13 protein-coding genes and 4 pseudogenes are annotated in these 16,053 nt (G+C 71.4%); 2 read left to right on the top strand and 15 right to left on the bottom strand.

Annotated elements, in window-relative coordinates:
- Positions 1-12: 12 nt before the first annotated feature.
- The 7 genes and pseudogenes from Pflav_RS03430 to argC form a co-directional block, all read right to left on the bottom strand.
- Complete coding sequence (locus Pflav_RS03430; protein WP_173033692.1) at positions 13-1,212, bottom strand: argininosuccinate synthase; 1,200 nt, start codon at positions 1,210-1,212, stop codon at positions 13-15.
- 9 nt (positions 1,213-1,221) lie between these two features.
- Positions 1,222-1,750, bottom strand: a pseudogene (locus tag Pflav_RS03425) (arginine repressor).
- Positions 1,747-2,682, bottom strand: a complete 936-nt coding sequence (gene argF / locus Pflav_RS03420; RefSeq protein WP_173033689.1) for an ornithine carbamoyltransferase — start codon at positions 2,680-2,682, stop codon at positions 1,747-1,749. Before argF ends, Pflav_RS03425 begins: the two are co-directional and overlap by 4 nt.
- Positions 2,679-3,844 (bottom strand): annotated as a pseudogene (locus Pflav_RS03415) (acetylornithine transaminase). The gene argF and the pseudogene Pflav_RS03415 overlap by 4 nt, the downstream one beginning before the upstream one ends.
- A gap of 7 nt (positions 3,845-3,851) precedes the next feature.
- Positions 3,852-4,730, bottom strand: a pseudogene (gene argB, locus Pflav_RS03410) (acetylglutamate kinase); the annotation flags it as partial.
- A complete protein-coding gene (gene argJ, locus Pflav_RS03405; protein WP_232070957.1) occupies positions 4,727-5,926 on the bottom strand; it encodes a bifunctional glutamate N-acetyltransferase/amino-acid acetyltransferase ArgJ in 1,200 nt (399 codons plus the stop codon). The pseudogene argB and the gene argJ, both read right to left, overlap by 4 nt.
- Positions 5,923-6,924, bottom strand: a complete 1,002-nt coding sequence (gene argC, locus Pflav_RS03400; protein WP_173033687.1) for an N-acetyl-gamma-glutamyl-phosphate reductase — start codon at positions 6,922-6,924, stop codon at positions 5,923-5,925. The genes argJ and argC overlap by 4 nt, the downstream gene beginning before the upstream one ends.
- Positions 6,925-7,114: 190 nt before the next feature.
- On the opposite strand from argC, the gene Pflav_RS03395 reads away from it, so the two are divergent.
- Both Pflav_RS03395 and Pflav_RS03390 read left to right on the top strand, forming a co-directional pair.
- Positions 7,115-7,435, top strand: a complete 321-nt coding sequence (locus Pflav_RS03395; RefSeq protein ID WP_173033685.1) for an ArsR/SmtB family transcription factor — start codon at positions 7,115-7,117, stop codon at positions 7,433-7,435.
- A 5-nt stretch (positions 7,436-7,440) separates the two neighbouring features.
- Positions 7,441-7,911 (top strand): SRPBCC family protein, encoded by a 471-nt coding sequence (locus Pflav_RS03390; protein WP_173033683.1) that lies wholly within the window; start codon positions 7,441-7,443, stop codon positions 7,909-7,911.
- A 62-nt stretch (positions 7,912-7,973) separates the two neighbouring features.
- Here Pflav_RS03390 and Pflav_RS03385 read toward each other — a convergent pair whose 3' ends face one another.
- From Pflav_RS03385 to rplT, 8 genes and pseudogenes are all read right to left on the bottom strand, one after another.
- A complete protein-coding gene (locus Pflav_RS03385; protein WP_173033681.1) occupies positions 7,974-8,999 on the bottom strand; it encodes an NAD-dependent epimerase/dehydratase family protein in 1,026 nt (341 codons plus the stop codon).
- Entirely contained in the window at positions 8,992-9,786 is a 795-nt protein-coding gene (locus tag Pflav_RS03380) for a glycosyltransferase family 2 protein (protein WP_173033679.1), read from the bottom strand. Before Pflav_RS03380 ends, Pflav_RS03385 begins: the two co-directional genes overlap by 8 nt.
- Complete coding sequence (locus Pflav_RS03375) at positions 9,783-10,979, bottom strand: nucleotide sugar dehydrogenase (RefSeq protein ID WP_173033677.1); 1,197 nt, start codon at positions 10,977-10,979, stop codon at positions 9,783-9,785. The genes Pflav_RS03380 and Pflav_RS03375 overlap by 4 nt, the downstream gene beginning before the upstream one ends.
- A gap of 124 nt (positions 10,980-11,103) precedes the next feature.
- The gene (locus Pflav_RS48350; protein ID WP_415624304.1) at positions 11,104-11,400 is read right to left on the bottom strand and encodes a phenylalanine--tRNA ligase subunit beta-related protein; all 297 of its coding nucleotides are present in this window, start codon (positions 11,398-11,400) and stop codon (positions 11,104-11,106) included.
- A gap of 98 nt (positions 11,401-11,498) precedes the next feature.
- Positions 11,499-13,652, bottom strand: a pseudogene (locus tag Pflav_RS03370) (phenylalanine--tRNA ligase subunit beta); the annotation flags it as partial.
- 9 nt (positions 13,653-13,661) lie between these two features.
- Positions 13,662-14,723, bottom strand: coding sequence for a phenylalanine--tRNA ligase subunit alpha (pheS, locus tag Pflav_RS03365; RefSeq protein ID WP_173033674.1), 1,062 nt, complete (start codon positions 14,721-14,723; stop codon positions 13,662-13,664).
- 88 nt (positions 14,724-14,811) lie between these two features.
- Positions 14,812-15,648, bottom strand: coding sequence for a TrmH family RNA methyltransferase (locus Pflav_RS03360; protein ID WP_173033672.1), 837 nt, complete (start codon positions 15,646-15,648; stop codon positions 14,812-14,814).
- Positions 15,645-16,031 carry a 50S ribosomal protein L20 gene (gene rplT, locus Pflav_RS03355; RefSeq protein WP_173033670.1) on the bottom strand — a complete coding sequence of 129 codons (387 nt, stop codon included), beginning with the start codon at positions 16,029-16,031 and terminating at the stop codon, positions 15,645-15,647. The genes Pflav_RS03360 and rplT overlap by 4 nt, the downstream gene beginning before the upstream one ends.
- Between the last annotated feature and the right edge of the window lie 22 nt (positions 16,032-16,053).

The raw sequence follows: 16,053 nt of genomic DNA, 5'->3' as shown, positions 1-16,053 counted from the left end.
GCGCGAAGCGCCCTAGCCGAGCCGGGCGTCGCGGGCCGCGGCGATCCGGCTGGGCAGGCCCCACAGCTGTACGAAGCCCTTGGCGAGGGACTGGTCGAAGGTGTCGCCGGTGTCGTAGGTGGCGAGGTTGAAGTCGTACAGGCTGGCCTCGGAGCGCCGGCCGGTGACCACCGCGCGGCCGCCGTGCAGGGTGAGCCGGATGTCGCCGGAGACGTACTTCTGGGTGTCCGCGACGAACGCGTCGAGCGAGTACTTGAGCGGCGAGAACCACAGGCCGTCGTAGACGAGCTCGGCCCAGCGCTGGTCCACGCCCTTCTTGAAGCGGGCCAGGTCGCGCTCGACCGTCACGTTCTCCAGCTCCTGGTGGGCGGTGATCAGCGCGATCGCGCCCGGTGCCTCGTACACCTCGCGGCTCTTGATGCCCACCAGCCGGTCCTCGACCATGTCCAGCCGGCCGACTCCCTGGGCCCCGGCCCGCCGGTTCATCTCGGCGACGGCCTGGAACGGGGTGACGGTCTCGCCGTCGATCGCGACCGGCACACCGGCCTCGAACGTGATCACGACCTCGTCGGCGTCGCGGGGCTCGGCCGGGTTGGCGGTGTAGCTGTACAGCTCCTCGATCGGCGCGTTCCAGATGTCCTCGAGGAAGCCGGTCTCGACCGCGCGGCCCCACAGGTTCTGGTCGATCGAGTACGGCGACTTGTGGCTGACGTCGATCGGCAGGCCCTTTTCCTCGGCGAGGGCGATCGCCTTGTCCCGGGTCCACGCGAAGTCCCGGGCCGGCGCCACGATCTTCAGGTCGGGCGCGAGCGCGCCGATGCCGACCTCGAAGCGCACCTGGTCGTTGCCCTTGCCGGTACAGCCGTGCGAGACGACCGTGCCGCCGTGGCGCTTGGCGGCCTCGACGAGGTGCTTCACGATCAGCGGGCGGCTGAGCGAGGAGAGCAGCGGGTAGCGGTCCATGTAGAGCGCGTTCGCCTTGACGGCCGGCAGGCAGTAGTCCGCGGCGAACTCGTCCTTGGCGTCGATCACCTCGGACTCCACGGCGCCGCAGTCGAGCGCGCGCTGGCGGATGGCGGTCATGTCCTCGCCGCCCTGGCCGAGGTCGACCGCCACCGCGATCACCTCGGCACCCATCTTGTCCGCCAGGTACGGGATGGCGACCGACGTGTCCAGGCCGCCGGAGTACGCCAGGACGACGCGCTCAGTCATGAGATCTCCTTATTTCACTTCTGCGTGGTTCGAGTCGACGCGCATTTGTTCTTCGCGGCCTGCCCAGGCGCTCAGCTTGTCGGCGAGACCAGCACCGGTGAGTGGCTCGCGGGCCACCACGAAGATGGTGTCGTCGCCGGCGATCGTGCCGACGATCTCCGGAAGGCCGGCCCGGTCGAGGGCGCTGGCCAGGAACTGCGCGGCGCCGGGTGGGGTGCGCAGTACAGCGAGGTTGCCGCTCGCGTCGGCGCCGGTGAGCAGCTCGCGCAGCAGCCGCACGAGGCGGGCCGGGGCCTGCTCGGCGGGGCGGGGCGGGGCAGCCCGTCCTCCGGGATCACGTACACCGCTGGGCCGCCGTCCGCGCCGCGCACCTTGTAGGCGCCCAGCTCCTCCAGGTCGCGGGAGAGCGTGGCCTGGGTGACCTGCACGCCGTCCGCGCCGAGGAGCTCGGCGAGCTCGGTCTGCGACCGTACCCCCGCTCGCGGATGAGGTCGACGATCCGCGCGTGGCGCGCGGTGCGCGTGCCCGGCCCGGTCATCGCTGCTCCACAGTGGACAGCAGCCAGGTCAGCAGCGCTTTCTGGGCGTGGAGGCGGTTTTCGGCCTGGTCGAAGACGGCGCTCTGCGGGCCGTCCAGCACGTCGTCGGTGATCTCCTCGCCGCGGTGCGCGGGCAGGCAGTGCAGCACGACCGCGTCGGGCGCGGCCACCGCGAGAAGGTCCTTGTTGATCTGGTACGGCCAGAAGGGGGTACGCCGGTCGCGGCCGTCCTGCTCCTGACCCATCGAGGTCCACGTGTCGGTGGCCACCACGTCCGCCCGGTCGACCGCCTCGTGCGGGTCGCGCAGCACCTGGGCCGAGCCGCCGGTCCACGCGGCGATCTCGTTGGCGCGTGAGACGACCGCGGGCTGTGGGTCGTGCCCGGGCGGCCCGGCGACCCGGACGTGCATGCCGGCGGTGACACCGGCGAGCAGGTACGAGTGGGACATGTTGTTGGCGGCGTCCCCCACGTACGCCAGGGTGCGCCCGGCCGTACCGCCGCACCGCTCCCGGACCGTGAGCAGGTCGGCGAGGAGCTGGCAGGGGTGGAAGCCGTCGGTAAGCGCGTTGACCACGGGGACCGTGGCGCCGGTCGCGACCTCGGCGAGCCGGTCGTCGCCGAACGTGCGCATGACGATCGCGCTCACGTACCGGGAGAGCACGCGGGCGGCGTCGCCGAGCGTCTCGCCCCGGCCGAAGTGGGTGCCCTGACCGTCCACGATGACCGGGTGGCCGCCGAGCTCGGCGATGCCCACGTCGAACGAGACCCGGGTGCGCAGGCTCTGCTTGTCGAAGAGCACCGCGACCGCCCGGGGGCCGGCGAGCGGCGTGAACGCGAACCTGTCGGCCTTCATCGCGGCGGCCAGGTCGAGCACCGCGCCCTGCTCGGCCGGCGTCAGGTCGTCGTCGCGCAGAAGGTGCCGCACGCTCATGACGCCGCGTCCAGTGCTGTCGGCAGGGTCGCGAGGAAGGCGTCGACCTGGTCGGCGGTGAGGATCAGCGGCGGCGCGAGCCGGATGACGTCGGGCTGCACCGGGTTGGTCAGGAAGCCCTTGTCGCGCAGCACGCCGGTGACCGCGGCGGAGGCGGGCGCACCCAGCACGACGCCGAGGAGCAGGCCGGCGCCGCGCACCTCGCGGACGAGCGGGTGGCCGAGCGCCTCGATGCCGGTCTTGAGCCGCTCGCCGGTGCGCTTGACGTGGTCGAGCAGGCCCTCGTTGGCGATCGTCGAGATGACCGCGAGCGCCGCGGCGCAGCTGATCGGGTTGCCGCCGAACGTGCTGGCGTGGCTACCCGGCCCAAGAGGTCGGCCGCGCCGCCGAACGCGACGCAGGCGCCGATCGGCAGCCCGCCGCCGAGCCCTTTGGCGAGCGTGACGAGGTCGGGCTCGATGCCGTCGGCCTGGTGGGCGAACCAGTGACCGGTGCGCCCCACACCCGTCTGCACCTCGTCGAGCGCCAGCAGCGCGCCCCGGGCCGCGGTGATCTCGCGGGCGGCGGCGAGGTAGCCGGCCGGGGGCACGACCACGCCGGCCTCGCCCTGGATCGGCTCCAGGATGACCATCGCGGTGTCCGTGGTGACGGCGGCGTCGAGGGCGGCCACATCGCCGTACGGCACATGGGTGACGTCGCCGGGCAGCGGGCGGAACGGGTCGGCCTTGGTCGGCTGCCCGGTCAGCGCGAGGCTGCCCATCGTGCGGCCGTGGAAGCCGCCCTGGGTGGCGACCACGCCGAGGCGACCGGTCAGCCGGGAGAGCTTGAACGCCGCCTCGACCGCCTCCGCGCCGGAGTTGCCGAAGAACACCCGCCCCTGCCGGCCGGCCAGCGCGAGCAGCAGCTCGGCGAGGGCCACCGGCGGCTCGGCGACGAAGAGGTTGGAGACGTGGCCGAGCGTGCCGACCTGCTTGGACACCGCGGCGACGATGGCCGGGTGGGCGTGGCCGAGCACGTTGACCGCGATGCCGGCGAGGAGGTCCACATAGGATCGGCCGGCTTCGTCGTACACCACCGCGCCCTCGCCCCGCACGAGACCCAGCGGCGGGGTGCCGTAGTTGTCCATCATGGACTGCGACCACCGGTCGACGAGACTTGTCACGACCCCTCCCAGGAATGACCATCGTCCCGAACCCTTCCGAGGTGAAGACCTCAAGCAGGATGGAGTGCGCCATCCGCCCGTCGACGACGTGCGCGGCCGGCACGCCGCCCTCGACCGCCCGCAGGCACGCTTCCATCTTGGGCACCATGCCGGACTCCAGCCGCGGCAGCAGCGCCGCGAGGTCGAGCGTGGTGATCTGCCGGACGAGGCTCGTCGTGTCCGGCCAGTCGGTGTAGAGGCCGGCGACGTCGGTGAGCACGACGAGCTTGCGGGCGCCGAGGGCCACCGCGAGAGCGGACGCGGCGGTGTCGGCGTTGAGGTTGTGCAGGACACCCTCGGCGTCCGGCGCGACCGAGGAGATGACCGGTATCCGGCCAGCGGCGATGAGGTCGGTCACCGCGGGGAGGTTGACGTGCTCGACGTCGCCCACCTGCCCCACGTCGACCGGCAGCCCGTCCACATAGGCCGGACGCCGCACGGCGGTGAAGAGGCGGGCGTCCTCACCGGACAGCCCGACGGCGAACGGGCCGTACTCGTTGATGAGCCCGACAAGCTCGCGACCCACCTGGCCGACGAGCACCATCCGCACGACGTCCATCGCCTCGGGCGTGGTGACCCGCAGGCCGCCGCGAAACTCGCTCTCGATCCCGAGCCTGTTGAGCATCGACGAGATCTGCGGGCCGCCGCCGTGCACGACGACCGGCTTGAGCCCGGCGTACCGCAGGAAGACCATGTCGGCCGCGAACGCCTTCTTCAGCTCGGGTTCGATCATCGCGTTGCCGCCGTACTTCACCACGACCGTGGCACCGTGGAAACGGGCCAGCCACGGCAGCGCCTCGATGAGGGTGGCCGCTTTCTCCTGGGCGCTGAGCAGCGTGTCTGTCATGTGGAGTAGGCCGAGTTCTCGTGCACGTACCCATGGGAGAGGTCGTTGGTCCAGATGGTGGCCTCGTCGGTGCCGGCGTGCAGGTCGATCCGGATCGTCACGGCCCGGCCGGACAGGTCCACCGAGGAGCGGTCCTCGGCGGCCGCGCCGCCCTTGCACACCCACACACCGTTGACCGAGACGTCGAGCGCGTCCGGCTCGAAGGCGGCGGCGGTGGTGCCGACCGCGGCGAGGATGCGGCCCCAGTTGGGGTCGTTGCCGAAGAGCGCGGTCTTGACCAGGTTGTTGCGGGCGACCGCGCGGCCCACCTCGACCGCGTCGTCCTCGCTGGCCGCGCCGACGACCTCGATGGCGGCCTCCTTGGTGGCGCCCTCGGCGTCGGCGAGCAGCTGCTGGGCCAGGTCGTGGCAGGCGGCGGTGATCGCGGCGGCCAGCTCCTCGGCGGTCGGCTCGACACCCGAGGCGCCGCTGGCCAGCAGCAGCACGGTGTCGTTGGTGGACATGCAACCGTCGGAGTCGATCCGGTCGAACGAGACCCGGGTAGCCGCGCGCAGCGCCGCGTCGAGCACCGCCGGCTCGGCGACCGCGTCGGTGGTGAGCACGCTGAGCATCGTGGCCATGCCCGGGGCGAGCATGCCGGCGCCCTTGGCCATGCCGCCGACGCTCCAGCCGTCCTTGCCCACCACCACGGTCTTCGGCCGGGTGTCGGTGGTCATGATCGCCTCGGCCGCGGCCGGGCCGCCGTCGGCGACCAGCGCGCTCGCGGCGGCGTCGACCCCGAGGAGCAGCTTTTGCATCGGCAGCAGCTCGCCGATCAGGCCGGTCGAGCAGACCGCGACGTCGCCCGCGCCGATCCCGCCGAGGGCCGCGGCGACGTGCTCGGCCGTGGCGTGGGTGTCCTGGAAGCCCTTCGGGCCGGTGCACGCATTCGCCCCGCCGGAGTTGAGCACGACGGCGCGGACCTGGCCGGCGCGGAGCACCTGCTGGCTCCAGAGCACGGGCGCGGCCTTGACCCGGTTGGCGGTGAAGACGCCGGCGGCGGCCGCCCGTGGCCCGTCGTTGACGACGAGGGCCACGTCGAGCCCGCTCGTCTTGAGCCCGGCGGCGACGCCCGCGGCCCGAAAGCCCTTCGGGCCGGTGACGCCCTGCTCGTCCGCGCTCTGCTTGTCGGCGCCGGCCCCCACCGCGGCGCTCACGGGGCCACCCCGTGCATCGGGAGACCCATCGTCTCGGGGAGGCCGAGCATCAGGTTGGCGCACTGCACGCCCTGGGCGGCGGCGCCCTTGCCGAGGTTGTCGATCGCGCTGATCACGATCACCCGTCCGGAGTCGATGTCGGTGGTCGCCTGGAGGTGGCATGCGTTGGACCCGAGCGTCGCGGCCGTGTGCGGCCAGGCCCCCTCGGGGAGCACGTGCACGAAGGGGGCATCCGCATACGCCTCCGCGAGCACCTGGCGGGCGTCGGCGGGGCCCTGCGGCAGGGCGGTCACGGTGGCCAGGATGCCCCGCGGCATGGGCGCGAGCACCGGCGTAAGCGACAGGCTCCGCGCGCCGCTCGCCTGCTTGATCTCCGGGACGTGCTGGTGCCGGCCCACCTTGTACGGCGAGAGGTCGCCCATCACCTCGCTGCCGAGCAGGTGCGCCTTGGCTCCCCGGCCCGCGCCGGACGTGCCCGAGGCGGCCACCGCCACGACGTCGTCGGGCGAGACCGCGCCGGCCGTGATCAGCGGGGCCAGCGCCAGCGAGATGGCCGTCGCGTAGCACCCGGGCGCGGCCACCCGGGTCGCGATCGAGATCTCGCCCTTCTGCCCAGGCAGCTCAGGCAGCCCATACGTCCACGGGCCGGCGTGCTCGCCGCCGTAGTAGCGGACCCAGGCGTCAGGGTCGCGTAGGCGGTGGTCGGCCCCGAGGTCGACCACCTTCACGCCACCGGGGAGGGCAGCGGCGAGCGCACCCGACTCGCCATGCGGGAGCGCAAGGAAGACCAGGTCGGCGTCCGCGAGCGACTCCGGGCCGGTCGCCCCGAGCGTGATGTCGAGGCCGGTCAGGTGCGGGTGCACCACGGCGAGCGGCGCGCCCGCCTGGCTGTGCGCGGTCGCGGCGACCAGGTCCAGCTCCGGATGTGCGGCGATCAGGCGCAGCAGCTCGCCACCGGCGTAGCCGCTCGCCCCCGCCACGGCGACCCGGATCCCCATGTTCACCTCCGCATGTCTATGCAGAGTACGGTATCAGATTGCCATCGGTCCCTGCAAGGTCATGCGGTCCGCCGAATAGTGATCACGTCCCCTTCACCCGGCGGCCACCTAGCCGCGCGGTCGCGCTCCCAGCGGTAGCCAAGGTACGGCACCCTTGACATGTGACCAATGGGTCACGTAACTTTGCGTTGTGATCGACGACGACCTGGTGTTCAAGGCGCTCGCCGATCCGACTCGGCGCTTCCTGCTCGACCTGCTCTTCATGGTGGACGGGCGGACTCTGACGGGGCTCGAGTCGGAGCTGGCGATGACCCGCTTCGGCGTGATGAAACACCTGCGCGTGCTGGAGGAAGCGGGCCTCGTGATCACGCGCCGCCAGGGCCGGGAAAAGCTGCACTTTCTCAACCCGGTGCCGATCCGCCAGATCCACGACCGGTGGATCGACAAGTACACGGAGCACCGCACGGCGGCGCTACTGGACCTGAAACGCGAGCTGGAAGAGGGACCGTGAGCACCATGACGAGCACGACCACGCAGGTCTACCGGGTCTACATCAAGGCGACCCCGCAGGCGATCTGGGACGCGATCACCCAGCCCGAGTGGACGAACAAGTACGGGTATCAGGGCTTCGTCGAGTTCGACCTGCGGCCGGGCGGCGCGTTCCGCAACCGGGCCAACGAGGAGATGCAGGCGGGCGGCATGCCGGAGATCGTGGTCGACGGCGAGGTGATCGAGGCCGACCCGCCGCACAAGCTTGTGCAGACGTGGCGGGCGACCTGGCTGGACGAGCCGGCGACCCGACTGACGTACGAGATCCGCGAGGGACAGGGCGGAGTGTCGTCACTCACCGTGACGCACGCGTTGGATGGGGCGCCGCAGACCGCCGCGCAGACGGCGGGGTCTATCGAGGGTGCGGGTGGCGGTTGGGCCGAGGTGCTCAGCGACCTCAAGACCCTGCTGGAGACCGGCAAGTCCATGCACGCCTGAACGCGTCAGGCCGCCCGCCTTTCACAGCGGGCGGCCAGTGCGTGCTCAGCGGGACAGCCGAGTCAGAGCCGTCCGTCGTGTACGGCCTGGGTGACCCAGGGGATGACCTCGTCGAGCATCGTGTCGAGGCTGGTGGTGGCCTCGAAGCCGAGCACCTGCTTGGCTTTGGTCACGTCCGGGACCCGCTTTTGCACGTCGTACTCGAACGGGTCGTCCGACACGTACCGGAACGGCACGTCCGGGCCCTTGATCTTCCGCCAGATCACCTCGGCCAACTCCAGCACCGTGGTCGACTCCGCGGTCGAGAGGTTGAAGTCGTCGTTCACCGCCGCCGGGTGCTCCATCGCGACCACGATCCCCGCCGCCAGGTCAGCACCGTAGGTGTAGTGCCGCACCTGGTTGCCCTCACCCAGGATGTGCAACGGGTCCTGCCCCTTGACGATCTTCTGCACCAGGTCCGGGACCACGTGCGACATCGCCAGCTTCACATTCCCCGACAACACCTCGGCCTCACCCAACGCGCGGCCCTCACCGACGCCGACACAGTTGAACGGCCGCACGATCGTGTACGGCAACTTGTACTGCTCCCACGCCGCCCGCGCGTAGTACTCCACCGCCAACTTCTGAAACCCGTACGACGACAACGGCGGCGGCACCGACCGCTCATCACCCTCCGCGGAGGGCCAGTGCGTGGTCGACTCGAACACCATCGACGACGACATGTACGTCACCTTCGACAGCCGGCCGTCCCGGTGCGCGGCGATCGCGGCGTCACACGACGCGGCCATGATCCGCTCATTCGTGGCCAGCAGGTCGTAGGCGTAGGCGTGGAAGTAGGAGATGCCACCGATCATCGCCGCACCCGCGATGAAATGATCACAGTCCGCGGCCAACTCGGTCACCAACGCGGTGTCCCGGGCATCACCCTCGACGAACCGGTACCCCGGATTGTCGTCGTAGCTGTGCGTCACCGGCCCGTACTTCGAAAAGTTGTCCAACCCGACCACCTCATGGCCACGGCGAAGCAACTCCTCCACCACGTAACCACCGATGAACCCGGCCGAACCGGTAACCAGGACTTTAGCCACTAGCGCTGCTCTCCTTTTCCAGGGTTTGGTCGGCCGGTGCCGGCGGTACCGCCGGGCGGCGCGCCATGATCCGCTCGGCCGTCAGCCTGCGGCCGAACGCGAAGAAGTACCACTTGAGGTACGAGGGCATGAACCGGCCCAGGTCGAAGCGGGACTCGCCGAGCTGCCGGTCCAGCCAGATCGTGGGGATCTCGGCCACGGGCAGCCGCAAGCGGTTGGCCTTGGCGGTCAGCTCCAGCCCGATCTCGAAGCCGGTGCGCGACTCGATACCCACCATGCGCACGAAATCCGTGTCGTACGCCTTGAAACTGTTCGTCGCGTCGCAGGTGCCGACCCGGGCGAACCAGTGCAGTGTGCGCCCCGCCCAGCGGGACATCATCCGCTTGAGCCGCGGCCCACCGACCTGCTGCCCACCCGGCATGTACCGCGACGCGGCCGCCACGACCACGCCCCGGTCGACGAGCCGGGCGAGGTCGTCGATCTGGCGGGGGTCGTCAGAGCCGTCGGCCATCGTGACCACCGCGATCGGCGCGGCGGCGGAGTCGATGCCGAAGCGGATCGCGTTGGCCGGCCCCCGCCCGTATGTGTTGAGGACGGTGCGGACGCGCGGGTCGGTGCGGGCGACCTCCTGCGCGTAGGGCACGGTGGTGTCCTCGGGCATGTCGTGCACGAGGAGCACCTCGGCCGGGAGCAGCACCTCGCGGAGGATCCGGTCGAGGCAGCGGACGATCGACTCCCCCTCGTTGTAGACGGGGATGATCACCGACACGCGGGCAGTGATCGTCATACCCGCACTCCCTGCCCGGTCAGCCCCCACATGTCCACCACCGGCGTCGCCGTCTCCAGCTCCGCGTACTCCGTGTGCGGGCAGGCGATCACCAACAGATCCGCCTTCGCCAACACCTCATCCAACGGCAGGAACCGCTCGTCCTTGATGTGCGGATCCGTACACAACGTCTCCCGCGCCTTCAACGACAAGATCTTCCGCAACTTGTAGGCGAGGGACTCACGCGGGTCGTCGCTGCCACCCTTGAACGCCATACCCAAGATCCCGACCGTCATCGACGACAGGTCGTAACTGTCCTCCAACCGCGACACCAGGTACAACGGCAAACCCTCATTGATAAGCATCGCCGAATGACCGAGCACGAAGTTGTTTCGGTTGAACGCCGCCAACTGCATCGTGTCCTTGAACAGACACGGCCCCGCCGCAAACCCCGGCATCGGCAAATCCGCCGCCCGCGGATAATCGAACGTGATCGCATGCCGAATCCGGGCAAAATCCAACCCGAAATCGTTCGCCATCATCCAAAACTGATTCGCCGTCGCGAACTTGATGTACCGCCACGTATTCGTAAACAGCTTCGCCAGCTCAGCCTCCTCAGGCTCGAGCGGCACGATCTGGTCCGTCAGGTGGCGGAAGAGCTTTTCCGCTCGGGCCAGGGCCTGCGGGGTGCGGGCCGAAACGATCTGCGGGAGCGCGAAGAGCTCGGTCATCGCCTTGCCCTCGGCGATCCGCTCCGGGCAGAAGGCCACGTCGACCGCGATGCCCATGCCGGCGAGGAGCTTTTCGGTCAGCGCCGTCACACCTGGGTACACAGTCGACCGCAGCACCACCAACTGGCCGTCGTGCAGGTGCTCGGCGCACCGCTCCAGCGCCCTCGGCACCGCGCCGAGGTCAGGGTTGAGGTGCTCGTCGACCGGGGTACCGACCACGACGACGAGGTTTTCCGCCAAGCCGACCGTGGCGGGCTCGGTCGACGCGCGCAGCCGGCCGGCCGCGACGGCCTCGGCGAGCACCGGGGCCGCGCCCTCCTCGTCAAAGGGCAGGGTGCCGGAGTTGACCGTCTCGACGGCCGCGGCGTTGATGTCGTACAGCGTTACTGTCAGGCCCCGCGACGCGAGCGCGATGCCCAAGGGCAGGCCCACCCGCCCGCAGCCACCGACGATGCATACGTCCGAAGTGAACGCATCCGTCATGTCAACCCCGTTCGACGTCTCGTCCGAGAAAATTCTGTATGCGAAGACCAACGAAAGATACGGCTTCGCGGGTACCCGACGAAGCCCGGGTGGTCCGTTTCGGGACGAGCACGGACCAAAGGTGCTATGCGCCGCGCAGGACCGCCCCGAAGCGAGTGGCCGCCTCGGCCACCGCCGCGTCGCGGGCCGCGACCGCCTCCTCCACGGTCAGTGTCCGGTCGGGGGCCCGGAAGGTCAGCTTGTACGCCAGCGACTTGCGCCCCTCCCCCAGCTGCTGCTCGTTGGTGTAGACGTCGAACAGGCGTACCGCCTCCAGCAAATCACCGGCGCCGGCCACCAGCGCGGTCTGCACGGCGGCGGCGGGCACCGCGCCGTCCACGACGAGCGCCACGTCGATCAGCGCGGGCGGGAAGCCGGACACCCGCGGCGCCGGCGCGACACCAGCCGCGGGAGCGCGTCGAGGTCCAGCTCCATCGCGCTGGTACGGCGGGGCAGCTCCAGTGCGGCCAGCGCGGACGGGTGCAGCTCGCCCGCGTGCCCGATGGTGACCCCGTCGACGGCGATCGCGGCGCAGCGGCCGGGGTGCCACGGGGGCTGCTCGGCGGCCTCGACCGTCACCCGCTCGTCGGCGATGCCGGCGGCGGCGACGGCGACCCGGGCCGCCTCGATCGCGTCCGCCCAGCCGGCCGGGCGACCGCTGCCCCACCAGCCGGCCGGCTCCATCTCGCCGGCCAGCACGACGGCGGCGTGCCACGGCTGGTGCGGGACGGTCGCGTCGGCGGCGGCGAACTCCTCCTCGGTCGGGCGCCGCTCGACGCCCATCTCCGGCGGGCTGCCCGCTCCGGGGCGGGGCAGGAAGACGCTGCCCAGCTCGTACAGGGCGGTGTCGCGGTGGCCTCGGCCGATGTTGCGCTTGAGCGTGGCGAGCAGCGGCGGAAGCAGCGAGGTGCGCAGGAACGGCTCCTCGTCGGAAAGCGGGTTCGCCAGGCGCACGGCGGGACCGTCCACCGCGGAGGGGCCGACGAACGGGTACGAGAGCACCTCGACGTAGCCGCCCTCCGCCAGGGCGAGGGCCACGGCACGGCGGCGGCGCTGCGACGGGGTGAGGCCGTTGCCGGGCGGGGCGACCGGCAGGACGCTCGGCACCTTGTCGTACCCGTCGAGCCGGATCACCTCCTCGACCAGGTCGGCCGGCTCGGTGAGGTCGGGGCGCCAGGTGGGCGGCGTGACGACGAGCGAGCCGTCCACCGTGGCCACGTCACATCCCACCGCGGTCAGCGTCTCGACAACGCGGGCCTCGCTGTACGGCACACCGGCGCGCCGGCCCGGCAGCGTCGGGTCGATGGTCAGGGACCGGTGCGGCACCACGTTGTCGATGTCCAGCACGTTGCCGTCGGTGGCGCCGCCGCCGTACTCGACCAGGAGCGCGACCGCCCGGTCGAGGGCGACCAGCGGCAGGGCCGGGTCGACGCCCCGCTCCCACCGCTTGGCTGCCTCGCTGAAGAGCTTGTGGCGGCGCGCGGTGCGGCCGACCATCACCGGATCCCAGTGCGCCGCCTCGAAGAGCACGTCGACGGTGTCCGGCTGGACCTCGCTGGTCTCCCCGCCCATGACGGCGGCGAGCGAGATCGGGCCGGTCTCGTCGCAGATGACCATGTCTTCCGCGTCGAGCACGCGGGCGACACCGTCCAGCGTGGTCAGCTTTTCGCCCTGGGTGGCCCGGCGCACGACGAGCGGCCCGCGGACGCGCGTCACGTCGAAGGCGTGCATCGGCTGGCCCAGCTCGAGCATCAGGTAGTTGGTGATGTCGATCGCGAGGCCCAGCGTGCGGATGCCCGCGGTGGTCAGCCGCCGCCGCATGAACTCCGGCGAGGGGGCGGCCGGGTCGATGCCGCGCACGGCCCGCGCCGCGAAGCGGTCGCAGCCCACCGTGTCCTCCACGATCACCGGGTACGCCGGCTCGGCGGTCGCGCCCGGCGCGGATGTTGCCAGCCCCGGGGCTCTGCTTGCCGCGCTCGCTCCGCTCGCTGACGACCCGGAGCCGGCGCCGTCCGCCCTCGTCGCTTCGCTCCTCGGCGCGGACGTTGCCAGCCCCGGGTCGCGGAACGGGGCGTCGAACGCGTGCGACAGCTCCCGGGCGATGCCCCGCACCGACATCGCGTACCCGCGGTCGGGGGTGATCTCCAGCTCGAAGACGACGTCGTCGAGACCCACGTACGGCCGGGCGTCCTCGCCGGGGCTGGCCGCCGTCTCCGGCGGGAGCACGATGATGCCGGCGTGCTCGTCGCTGACGCCCAGCTCGCGGGCGGAGACGATCATGCCGGCCGACATCCGCCCGTACGTCTTGCGGGCGCCGATCTCGAAGCCGCCGGGCAGCACACCGCCGGGCAGGATCACGGCGACGAGGTCGCCGGCGGCGAAGTTCGTCGCGCCACAGACGATCTCCTGCGGCTGCTCCCGCCCGATGTCCACCTTGCAGAAGCGGATCGGCTTCTTGAAGCCGGTCAGCTCCTCGATCTCGGCGACCCGCCCGACGACGAGGTCACCTTGCACCGTCGCCCGCTGGTCGATGACCGCGTCGACCTCGATACCGAGACGCACGAGGGCGTCCGCGACGTCGGCGCCGGCCGGCAGGTCGACGTACTCGCGCAGCCAGGAAAGTGGAATCCGCACCGTGGCCCCCTAGACCGCCATGCCGAACGCGCGGGTGAACCGCACGTCGCCCTCGACCATGTCCCGCATGTCGCTCACCCCGTGCCGGAACATCAGCGTCCGCTCGATGCCCATGCCGAACGCGAAGCCGGAGTACCGGTCCGGGTCGATGCCGCAGGCCCGGAGCACGCGCGGGTTGACCATGCCGCAGCCGCCCCACTCCACCCACTGTGGACCGTCGCGGTGCTGCGGGAACCAGACGTCGAACTCCGCCGACGGCTCGGTGAACGGGAAGTAGTGCGGCCGCCACCGGGTCTTCGCCTCGGCGCCGAACATCGCGCGGGCGAAGTGGTCGAGCGTCCCCCGCAGGTGGCCCATCGTGATGCCCTCGTCGACCACGAGGCCCTCGACCTGGTGGAAGACCGGCGTGTGCGTGGCGTCCAGCTCGTCGGTCCGGTACACCCGGCCGGGCACCACCACGTAGATCGGTGGCTGGCGGGTGAGCATCGTGCGCGCCTGCACCGGCGAGGTGTGGGTGCGCAGCACGAGACCGGGGTTTTCGACGTGGAATGTGTCCATCAGGCCGCGGGCCGGGTGGTCCGGCGGGATGTTCAGCGCGTCGAAGTTGGCCCACTCGAGCTCGAGCTCGGGGCCCTCGGCGATCTCGTACCCCATACCGACGAAGAGGTCGCCGATCCGCTCCATCAGCGTGGTCAGCGGGTGGCGGGCGCCGCGCGGGTGGCGATTCCACGGCAGCGTGACGTCGACCCGCTCCTCGGCGAGGATCCGCTCCGCCCGCAGGCGCTCCAACTCCTCCGCGCGCGCGTCGAACGCCGCCTGGATCGCCGCGCGGGCCTGGTTGACCCGCTTGCCGGCGTCGGACTTGGCGGCCGGGGGCAGCGCGCCGATCTCCCGGCGGGCCAGCGAGACCGGCGACCGGTCACCGAGGTGCAGGTGCTTGAGACCGGCGAGCGCGTCGGGGTCGGCGGCCGTGGCGAACGCGTCCTCGGCCTTCGCGACGGCCTCGCCCAGCGCGTCCGGGTCGAGGAGCGCGACCTGCTTCGGGTCGTACGGATCGTTGCGGTACGTCACAGGTAACAGAGTCTACGGGTTTCCACTGAGCCTCAGGCTCGGCCCTACGCTCGCTCCGCTCCTCGGTCGCTAGCGCTCCCTGCGATGCTCACTCGCTGGTCCTTCGCAACGCTCTCGCGGAGGCGTACAGGCAGACCGCCGCGGCAGCCGCGAGGTTGAGCGACTCGGCACCGCCGTAGATCGGGACCCGGACTCGGGCGTCCGCGAGCGCGAGCAGATCGGCTGGTAGGCCGTGTGCCTCGGAGCCGAAGAGCCACGCGGTGGGGGTGGCGAGGCGGCCGGCGTCGGCGAGCGCGTCGAGGTCGGTGTCGCCGTAGCCCGTGGCGGCGAAGACGGTCATGCCGCGCTCGCGGATCGCCTCGACGGCCGCCGCCGGATCCGGCGCCCGCACCACGTCGACGTGGAAGAGGCTGCCGGCGGAGGCGCGCACGCACTTGCCGTTGTAGGGGTCGACCGCGTCACCGGCGAAGATCACCGCGCCCGCGCCGGCGGCGTCCGCGGTACGCAGGACCGTGCCGGCATTGCCCGGATCCCGGATCTCCGCGAGCACCGCGGCGAGCCTCGGCCCGCGCCCCAAGGCCTTTTCCAGTGGTACGGGTTGCTGCGCGCACACCGCCACGAGCCCCTGGGGCTGGACCGTGTCGGCGAGCACGGCCAGCGCCTCGTCGGTGACCTCGGAGATCCGGGCGCCGCCCTCGCGCGCGCTCTGGATCAGGTCCGCGAACCGGGTCAGCCCGTTGCCCGTACCAAAAATTTCCTGGACCACGGCGGCGGCCAGTGCCTCGCGGACCGCCTGTGGCCCCTCGGCCAGGAAAAGCCCGGCGGCGTCGCGCTCGCGACGGCGCTGAAGGCGCCGGGCAGCGACAACCCGGGGTGTCCGCACTGTGTACGGACCTTCCCCGGGTCGTGGATGTTGCTGGGTCACGCGGCCTGAGCGCCGCCGGTGCCCTCCGCAGCCACCGCCGCGCGGGCGACCTCGACGAGCGCGGCGAAGGCCGGCGCGTCGTTGACCGCCATGTCGGCCAGAATCTTGCGGTCGACCTCGACGCCCGCCAGGCGCAGGCCCTGGATCAGCCGGTTGTAGGTGAGGCCGTTGGCGCGGGCCCCAGCGTTGATCCGGGTGATCCACAGCTGCCGGAAGTCGCCCTTGCGGTCGCGACGGTCCCGGTAGGCGTACTGCATCGAGTGCAGCACCTGCTCCTTGGCCTTGCGGTACAGCCGGGAGCGCTGGCCCCGGTAACCGCTCGCCTCTTCCAGCAGGGTACGGCGCTTCTTCTGGGCGTTCACAGCCCGCTTGACGCGTGCCATCTCAACTCCTTCTCTCTGTCAA

Origin of the sequence: Phytohabitans flavus (assembly GCF_011764545.1) — a bacterium.
GTDB classification, from domain to species: domain Bacteria; phylum Actinomycetota; class Actinomycetes; order Mycobacteriales; family Micromonosporaceae; genus Phytohabitans; species Phytohabitans flavus.
The sequence above is the reverse complement of the archived record's forward strand: the minus strand, read 5'-3'. Positions and strand labels throughout refer to the sequence as shown.